General features: G+C 62.8%; 4 protein-coding genes. All 4 read left to right on the top strand.

Translation table 11 applies throughout. The features are described 5' to 3' along the window. Positions 1 to 443, top strand: a 443-nt coding sequence (locus tag HX846_RS25095; protein ID WP_178966307.1) for an ATP-binding cassette domain-containing protein, incomplete at its 5' end; no start/stop codon positions are given. 32 nt (positions 444 to 475) lie between these two features. Next, complete coding sequence (phnD, locus tag HX846_RS25100; RefSeq protein WP_003210622.1) at positions 476 to 1,477, top strand: phosphonate ABC transporter substrate-binding protein; 1,002 nt, start codon at positions 476 to 478, stop codon at positions 1,475 to 1,477. Between the two features lie 148 nt (positions 1,478 to 1,625). Next, positions 1,626 to 2,408, top strand: coding sequence for a phosphonate ABC transporter, permease protein PhnE (gene phnE / locus HX846_RS25105; protein ID WP_003210621.1), 783 nt, complete (start codon positions 1,626 to 1,628; stop codon positions 2,406 to 2,408). A 35-nt stretch (positions 2,409 to 2,443) separates the two neighbouring features. After that, a partial coding sequence (locus HX846_RS25110) for a GntR family transcriptional regulator (RefSeq protein ID WP_218645480.1) occupies positions 2,444 to 2,894 on the top strand: 451 nt, incomplete at its 3' end.

The following is a 2,894-nucleotide window of genomic DNA, read 5'->3' on the forward strand; positions in this document are numbered from 1 at the left end:
AGTTCGCCATGGAATCCCTGGCCCGCGTCGGCCTGGCAGACCTGGCCAGCCAGCGCGCCTCCACCTTGTCCGGCGGCCAGCAGCAACGCGTGGCAATCGCCCGCGCTTTGACGCAACGCGCCGAAGTGATCCTGGCGGATGAACCCATCGCCTCCCTGGACCCGGAGTCGGCGCGCAAGGTCATGGAGATCCTCGCCGACATCAACGGCCGCGACGGCAAGACCGTGGTGGTCACCCTGCACCAGGTCGATTACGCCATGCGTTATTGCCCGCGAGCCGTGGCGCTCAAGGGCGGGCGGATTCACTTCGATGGCCAGGCCAGCGAGCTGAGCAGCCAGTTCCTCAACGATTTGTACGGTGCCGATGTCGACACCAGCCTGATGTTTTCCGACCAGACCCGCACACCCGTCGTCCCCGCACGGTTGGCCCTGGCCCGCGCTTGAAACCTTACTAACGACCCACAGGAATCCTCTCCATGTTGAACCGTATCGGTCATGTGTTTCTGTCTGCCGTGCTGCTTGCCAGCGTGGCCATGGGCACTGCCCAGGCCGCCGACAAGGCGATCAATTTCGGCATCATGTCCACCGAGTCTTCGCAGAACCTCAAGAGCATCTGGCAGCCCTTCCTGGATGACATGCACAAGAAGACCGGCCTCACCATCAACGCCACCTTCGCTTCCGACTACGCCGGCCTGATCCAGGGCATGCGCTTCAACAAGGTCGACGTGGCCTGGCTGGGCAACAAGGCCGCGATGGAAGCGGTGGACCGTTCCAACGGCGAAATCTTCGCCCAGACCGCCGCCGCCAACGGGGCTGCCGGTTACTGGAGCGTGCTGATCGTGCGCAAGGACAGCCCGATCAACAACGTCGATGACATGCTCAAGAACGCCAAGAACCTGACCTTCGGCAACGGTGACCCGAACTCCACTTCGGGCTACCTGGTGCCTGGCTACTACGTGTTCGCCAAGAACCACGTCGACGCTGCCACCGCGTTCAAGCGCACCCTCAACTCCAGCCATGAAGTCAACGCATTGAGCGTGGCCAAGGGGCAGTTGGACGTCGCCACCTTCAACACCGAAAGCTGGGACCGCCTGGAAGTCACCCAGCCGGACAAGGCCGCCATGCTCAAGGTGATCTGGAAGTCGCCGCTGATCCCGGCCGACCCGATGGTGTGGAGCAAGGCCCTGAGCGACAGCGAGAAGACCAAGATCCGCGACTTCTTCGCCAACTACGGTGACACCGACGAAGAGAAGGCCGTGCTGAAGAACATGCAACTGGGCAAGTTCCTCAAGTCCAGCGACGACCAGTTGTTGCCGATCCGCCAACTGGAACTGTTCAAGCAGCGCACCACCATCAGCGCCGACGACAAGCTGGAAGCGGCTGACAAGGCCAGGAAGCTCGCCGACATCGACGCCGACCTGGCCAAGCTGCAAGAGCGCATCACCGAACTGGACAAGAAGACCGCAGCCAACGGCTAACCCCCTGTAGGAATCGGGTTCATGTGGGAGCGGGCTTGCTCGCGAATACGGTGTGTCATTCAACGCATCCGGCGACTGAGTCACCGCATTCGCGAGCAAGCCCGCTCCCACATTAAGCCCAGTTCCAACCCTACACCGAGAGTGACCCATGACTACCTTGCATGCTGAAGCAGTGGGCAAAAGGACTTGGCCGCAATACCTGGGCTGGGGCCTGTTCCTGATCCTGCTGGCCTGGGCCTGGCACGGCGCCGAGATGAACCCGCTGGCGCTGTACCGCGATTCCGGAAACATGGCGACCTTCGCCGCCGACTTCTTCCCGCCGGACTTCCACGAATGGCGCTCCTACCTCAAGGAGATGATCGTCACCGTGCAAATCGCCCTCTGGGGCACGGTGCTGGCGATCGTCTGCTCGGTGCCCCTGGGCATCCTGTGCGCCGACAACATCACCCCATGGTGGATTCACCAGCCGCTGCGCCGGGTGATGGATGCCTTCCGTTCGATCAACGAAATGGTGTTCGCGATGTTGTTCGTGGTCGCCGTCGGCCTCGGTCCTTTTGCCGGTGTCCTGGCCTTGTGGATCAGCACCACCGGGGTCCTCGCCAAGCTGTTTGCCGAAGCCGTCGAAGCCATCGACCCGGGCCCCGTTGAAGGTGTGCGAGCCACCGGTGCCAGTGCCTTGCAGGAAGTGATCTACGGCGTGATCCCGCAAGTGATGCCGCTGTGGGTGTCCTACGCGCTCTACCGCTTCGAGGCCAACGTGCGTTCGGCGACAGTAGTGGGGATGGTCGGTGCCGGCGGGATCGGCGTGATCCTCTGGGAGAACATCCGCGCGTTCCAGTTCGTGCAGACCTGCGCGGTGCTGCTGGTGATCATCGTGGTGGTGAGCTGTATCGACGTGCTGTCCCAACGCCTGCGCAAGCAGTTCATCTGACGTCGGAGGGGTGCCCCAGGGCGCTTTTTTTAAGCATGCAGTTGTCTAGACAAGATGAGCCGGTGTACCGCGAACTCGCTGACATCCTGCGCCGCGAACTGAGCAGCTACCAGGCCGGTGAATTCCTGCCGGGCGAGGTGCAACTGGCTGAACGCTTCGGCGTCAACCGCCACACCCTGCGCCGCGCCATCGACGAGCTGGTGTTCGAAGGCAGCCTGTTGCGCCGCCAGGGCAAGGGCACCCAGGTGCTGGACCGCCCGCTGATTTACCCGATGGGCGCCGAGACCTCCTACAGCCAGTCCTTGTCGGCCCAAGGCGTGGGCGTGGAAGCGATGCTTCTCAAGCGCCGCTACTGCTTTGCCAGCCGCGAAGAGGCCCAGCAACTGGGCATCGCCGAGATGGCGCCGATGATCGAGTTGCAAACCCTGCGCAAGCTCGACCACCAGCCGGTCAGCCTGATCCGCCACCGTTACTGCACCAGCCATG

The sequence above is a fragment of the Pseudomonas sp. K5002 genome (assembly GCF_013386655.1).
Taxonomy (GTDB): Bacteria; Pseudomonadota; Gammaproteobacteria; order Pseudomonadales; family Pseudomonadaceae; genus Aquipseudomonas.